5 protein-coding genes are annotated in these 5,760 nt (G+C 65.3%); 4 read left to right on the forward strand and 1 reads right to left on the reverse strand.

All coding sequences use genetic code 11. The features are described 5' to 3' along the window. Window positions 1–111 precede the first annotated feature (111 nt). The 4 genes from E1263_RS41680 to E1263_RS41695 all read left to right on the forward strand — a co-directional run bounded on the left by E1263_RS41680 (window position 112) and on the right by E1263_RS41695 (window position 5,257). Entirely contained in the window at window positions 112–2,073 is a 1,962-nt protein-coding gene (locus E1263_RS41680) for a hypothetical protein (RefSeq protein WP_132177883.1), read from the forward strand. A gap of 165 nt (window positions 2,074–2,238) precedes the next feature. After that, the gene (locus tag E1263_RS41685; RefSeq protein ID WP_132177885.1) at window positions 2,239–3,027 is read left to right on the forward strand and encodes a hypothetical protein; all 789 of its coding nucleotides are present in this window, start codon (window positions 2,239–2,241) and stop codon (window positions 3,025–3,027) included. A 15-nt stretch (window positions 3,028–3,042) separates the two neighbouring features. After that, the gene (locus tag E1263_RS41690; RefSeq protein ID WP_132177887.1) at window positions 3,043–4,194 is read left to right on the forward strand and encodes a VldE C-terminal domain-containing protein; all 1,152 of its coding nucleotides are present in this window, start codon (window positions 3,043–3,045) and stop codon (window positions 4,192–4,194) included. A gap of 37 nt (window positions 4,195–4,231) precedes the next feature. After that, entirely contained in the window at window positions 4,232–5,257 is a 1,026-nt protein-coding gene (locus tag E1263_RS41695; protein ID WP_132177889.1) for a M48 family metalloprotease, read from the forward strand. 191 nt (window positions 5,258–5,448) lie between these two features. Here E1263_RS41695 and E1263_RS41700 read toward each other — a convergent pair. Beyond that, a partial coding sequence (locus E1263_RS41700; RefSeq protein ID WP_165956940.1) for a DNA glycosylase AlkZ-like family protein occupies window positions 5,449–5,760 on the reverse strand: 312 nt, incomplete at its 5' end.

The raw sequence follows: 5,760 nt of genomic DNA on the forward strand, positions 1-5,760 counted from the left end.
CATCGGCCCCGACGACGTCTACGACCAAGAAGCCGACCACCCCGACTACAACAAACCCATGACGCCGGCCACCCCACCCCAAGACGGCCCCACCAAAAAGGAGCACGTCGCATGAGATGGGCTCGCCGCCTTCGTACGGCGGTGACTGTCCTGTGCGTCTCCTTCGTGGTCTCCGCCCAACTCGCGTTGGCCGCTGACCCGAATACGGGCCCGACGAACCCGACCGGATTCGGCGACCTGCTCCCGACACCGGATCTGACGCACGGCGACACCAGGACGCTGTTCGAGCAGTACAGCCCGATGGTCTACGGGCTCGACTTCGACAGCAGTATCCGTAATCCCATCGAGTCCGTCTTCAACGGCTATGCGCATCTGGTGATGATGTACATCGTCGCCATCACCCGGGCTGCCATCTCGGTCGGCTGGTGGCTGTTCTCGTTCACGGACGTTAAGCCGCTGACCGACGCGACCTCGGCCACAATTGGTGCCTCCAGCAACCAGTTGGTCGGCTGGTTGCTGCCGTCGGCGCTCGCCTTCGGCGCGGTCGCGGCCTACATGCAGCGCCGGTCCAGCGGAAGCGCCATGGGCCAGATGGTCTGGATCTTCGTCGCGGGCGTGCTCGCTGTCAGTTTCGCGGTTGCGCCGGCGCTCTGGCTTCGCGGTATCGATGGTGCGCGTCAGTTGGGCGCGGAGACGATCATGACGGCGTCGGCCGATGCGATGGGGCCGACGATGCAGAGCCCGATACCGTGGCCGGAGCCTGGCTTCACCGGGACGTCGAAAGACACGATGCTCAGGAAGTCTGCCGATTCGGCGTGGCGGGGATTCACCGTGACGTCGTGGTGTGTCGCGGAGTTCGGATCCCTGGCCGCTTGTCAGCGCTACGGCAAGGGAATGCTCGACGCCGGAACGGATAACGACGCTCGGTCGAAGTACGTCGACGACGTGATCACGCCCGCTGAGGGCGGTAAGGATGCCGCGACCGTCAAATGGGTCAAGGGCGAGAACGCCTTCGGACGGATCTCGGTCGTCATGCTTGCTGCGATCGCGGCGACCTTGTTCGCGTTTCTGACCGTATCGCTCGCCTTCACCGCGTTGATGGCGTTCGTGGGCTGCTTGCTCCTGCTCGTCGTCGGCGTGTTTTTTGCCTGCCTGTGGATCATTCCGGGCCGGCCTCGGCAATGGGGGCTCAACTGGTTCGAAGCCCTGATCGGCCTGGTCATGCAGTCGTTCCTTGCCATGCTGGTCTTCGGTACCGCGCTCACGCTGGTGACCGCCGTCTTCAGCCTGACCGGGGCCCTCGGCTGGTTGCCGGTCTCCGGACTTGCGATCGCAGTCCTGATCGCAGCATTCCGACTACGGCGTTTGCTGGACAACCTCACATCGATGATGAGACCTGGGGCGGGAAGCATCATGCTCGGGGGGCTGGCCCGACGTGGAGCGATGGGTGCCCTCAAACGGCTGACAGGATCCCTCACCAGCAGAAATGCTGCACCTGCACTGACCGAACGTCGGGGCGGACGGACTGGCTCCGAGGACAGCGAACCCCAGCGCGTATCGGCTGTCCGAGTCTTCCGGCAGGCGCCGGTAGCAGGGACGCTGGGTCGTGCCGGCGCTGCCGGCGGATCTCTGCGCGAACTGACGGCCGGTTCCGACCGTCGAAAGGCGGACTCTGCGTCAGCCGGTTCCGGCCCGGGCGGACAAGGTGGAACGAATGCTGCTTCTCCACGCGGCACCTCTGCCGCGAATCTGTCTCGGGCCCGCGCTCAAGCGACGACCGAAGGCAACCGGACAGTCTCTGTAGCGACCGCGGGCGGTGTTGCCGGACCGGCGAGCGGCGGACGTGTTTCGACGGAGTCGCAGAAGGCCAGGCATTCACGGCGACCGGCGTCGCCGCCTGCCAACGAGAGCAGGTTCGAACCAAGAGCCCACAGCCAGTCGGCGAGCCTTCGCGAGGGCCCGCCCAAGGCGCAGCGCTCCCGCCGGGGCTCGGGACCGTCGTCACAGCGACGGTTCCGTGAGTACTCGGCTGTCACCAAGGACGGCGTGACTCTGCACGTGCCGCGCAGGTGATCGCGGATGGCCCGAAAATCACGTTCACCAGAAGATCGCCGAGAAGGCGGGAGCGGCCGCTCCCGCCGTCGCGGAGTTGACTCGGACCGACCGGATCTTGGCCGGGACCAAGAGACCGGGGAAGGCCGAAGCCGTCCGGATGAGCCGGACGGCTGGCGTTCCCTGATGAGCACCGACTACGACTATCCGGATGAGCTCGACGACCTGAATGGACGTGACCGTCGGCGCGCGAAGCGGAACTGGCGCCGCGACGACCATGCGCAGCGGATGGCCTGGCTGCGAAACCAGCGTCAGGCCGAGCCGACCAGTCCCGCGGCGATCGTTGTTCTCGTGGTCGTCGTGGCGATCGTCATCCTCGGCCTTGGCGGTGGTCTGCCCCGTCTCTTCGGCGATAAGAGCCAGGACGATGGCGCGCCGATCGGATTGCTGACACCGGGCCGCTCGATCGTGCTACCAACAGCGCCGTCGAACGGGCAGTCGGGTCAGCCGACGACGTCGACCACCACCACGTCGATTCTGACGCCACCGCCACCGCAGACGCAGCGACCTCAGGCAGCGACGATTGCTCAGGCCTCCGACACGGTCGGTGCCTGGGCACGAGCGTTCTATACCCGAGACCCCGCACTCGAGACCTACGCGGCACTTGTTGCGAAATGTTCGAAGTACATGACGCCCGAGGTTGCATCGAGCTTTACCGCCGCCGGTGATCCGACGTATGAGGCATTGAAGACCGATGGGGGGCGGTCGACAGTTATCGCGGCGCCGGTCAGCGCTCCGCCGGTCAATGCCGAGGCACCGGTCGACACTCCCGATCGGATCACCCGGTTCGTGAAGGTCACCATCGACGTGACAGGCAAGAATGCCCAACGTTTCGACGTCCCCCTGCTCATCACGCTGACCAGCCAGAACAATCAATGGCTGGTCAGCGATGTATCCGGCGGCACCGGCCCATGACAGCGAGGGGTTGCGATGTTTGACGAGCGTGATCTCGGCCGGGGGCTGATGGCGGTTGCGAATCGAGGCATGGCTGCAAAGGCAGCTGCCGGGCTGGTGGTGCTCGGATTGGCGGGCCTGTTGATGCTTGCGCCGTTCGGTGGCGCCAACACCTCCCAGGCAGCCTGCGCTCCCGGCGTTCCCGGGCAACCAGGTCTTCCGTTCCAGCCGGGTCAGCTGCGGGAGACACAGATCGGGTTCGCCAAACTCATCGATCAGGTCGCGGTGCAAAGAGGCCTGCCGGGCCGAGCAACCCTGATCGCCTTGATGACAGCCTTGGTGGAGTCGAATCTTCAGAATCTGACCTACGGTGACCTAGACTCGGTCGGTCTCTTCCAGCAACGGCCCGATGCTGGATGGGGTACTGCGAAGGCGATCACCGACGACCCACCGGTCTACGCGATCAACGCCTTCTTCGGCGGCAAGGAGGCGCCAGACCCGCCGGGCTTGGTGGACATCAACGGCTGGCCGGCGATGGCTCTTGGAGACGTGGCGCAGAAGGTACAGGTCTCAGCCTTCCCTGACCGGTACGCCACACGTGAGGGCGAAGCGCGCCAAATTGCGGCGGCCGCGGGCATTGACCTCGATCGCCGGGGCAACCCGTATGCAGGACGCGACGGTCTACCACCGGGCGCCTCGGTCGGCGACGGCACGCCGGATGAGGAGACCTGCGGGACCAGCGGAGGCTTGGAGAGCGGCCAACCCGTCAACGGAGTCTGGCCGGAGCAAGCCCAGTCCGTCACCGACCCGACCGGCACCGGAGGACTGCTAACTCCAAGAACTGCGGCATGGGTCGAAGAGGCAAAAAAGAACCTAGGTGCACTCAGCATGAGCTGTTGGGACGCACACGTGTGGAACCCAACCAGTGACCACCCCCGCGGCAAAGCTTGCGACGTCATGGTCGGCGCCGATTCCAGACGGTCCGCCGCAGCGAGGGCTCGCGGTGATGAGATCGCCAACTGGGCCGTGAAAACAGCAGGTACAACCGGCGTGCACTACGTGATCTGGTACGGCAAGATCTGGAGTGCCCGCCGAGGCACCTGGATCCCCTACAACGGCGGCGGCGTCTACGTCCCCACCGACGCGACCGGTGGCCACTTCGACCACGTCCACGTGTCCATGTGGTGAACCTATTCAAGAGACAGACCCGCAGGAGGAGTAACCGATGAGTGGCCCCGGCGACCCCAGAGACTGGAACAACGCCTGGGGCGAAGGGGAATCGGCACGTCAGGGAGGCTACGACGGCCCGAACGCCGTACCCCCGCCTCCGAACCGGCCGCAGCTGCCGAGCTCTCGCCCGGGCAACCGCGCGCCCCGGTTGGGCCTCTCGACTGCGGCATTGGTTTTGGCCGCGGTGCCGTGGCTCTTCTGGAGCTTCGCCGTTGTCTCGTGGATCGTCGGACTGCTCGGCTTCAGCTGGGGCTGGATTCTCATCGCCGCCTGGCTGGCCTCTGGGCCGGTGGTCCTCGTGCGACCGGTGGAGGAGTTCCTTGCTCGCTACCTGTTTCGCTTAAGGCTGCCGACACTCGTCGAGGAACAACGTCTTCGCCCCATCTGGCAGCAGGTCCTCGGGCGTGCCGGCTTGTCCGAGCAGCGTTATCAGCTGTGGATCCAGGAAGCCGATGAGCCCAACGCTCTTCCTACGCCAGGCCATACCGTCGCGGTTACCAGATGGGCGCTGTACAACCTCCCGCCCTCACACCTCGAAGCCGTGCTAGCGCACGAGCTCGGCCATCACGCGGCTGGCCGGGACTGGCTCAGCCTGCTGAGTTTCTGGTACTCGATCCCGGCTCGGTGCGCCCTGATCGGCATCCGGGCGCTCGGCAGATTGATGAAGACCGTTCCCGCCGTCGGTTGCGCAGTGATCGGCTTCGTCGTGATCGGCTATTTCGGCGTGCTGGTCGCGGTGCTGACCTTCGACGACAGCCTCGTGCTCCCGTTCCTCTTCCTGACCCCGCTGGTTGCACCGCCGATCCTCGCCTGGTTGAGCCGCCGCGAGGTCTTCCAGGCCGATCGGCGCGCAGCAGCCATCGGGTACGGAGCTACCCTCATCCAGGTCTTGTACGGCTGGCAGGTCCAGCACCAGCAGATGCTCGGCCGGGACGGCAATCGCCGTTGGCAACTCATGTCGAGTACGCCGTCGCCGCCGGAGCGGGTCCGGGCCCTGGAGAAGCTGACTTCGTCGACCTGAGATATGGGGCGACACCCGAAGTAAGCAGGCCGCGGCGCACGGAGTCGATCCAAGAGATGCGCTGCGGTCTCATCGGCTTCAATGCTGTTAGAACACCTCCGCCGACCTCGCGACTATGCCGAGTTGCAGTCGGCAGCGACCTAGACAATTCGCACGAACCCGTTCCCTCCTGGGGGCGGGTTGTCTGCGTTTTAGGGGGTCAGGAACCGGATGTCGTGGTCGGCGGTGGGGTTGGTGAACGTCAGTAGGGCTTGGGCTTCGGGGGTGATGGCGGATTGGGTCTTCTTGGCGAGTTTTGTTAGCGGGGTGATTTCCAGGGTGGCTTGGGATTTGGCGGGGTTGGGGATTCGCCAGGTGGCGTTGGGGTGGCCGTCTTGGAGGAGGGTGCCTTGGGTGTAGAGGGATTGGAGTTGTTTGGGGGTGTTGGACCAGCGGGAGCGGTCGGCGTGGGCTAGGTAGAGGTTGTCGTATTCGGGGAGGAAGCGGATGGGGGGAGTTAGGTC

Origin of the sequence: Kribbella antibiotica (assembly GCF_004349055.1) — a bacterium.
GTDB lineage: Bacteria > Actinomycetota > Actinomycetes > Propionibacteriales > Kribbellaceae > Kribbella > Kribbella antibiotica.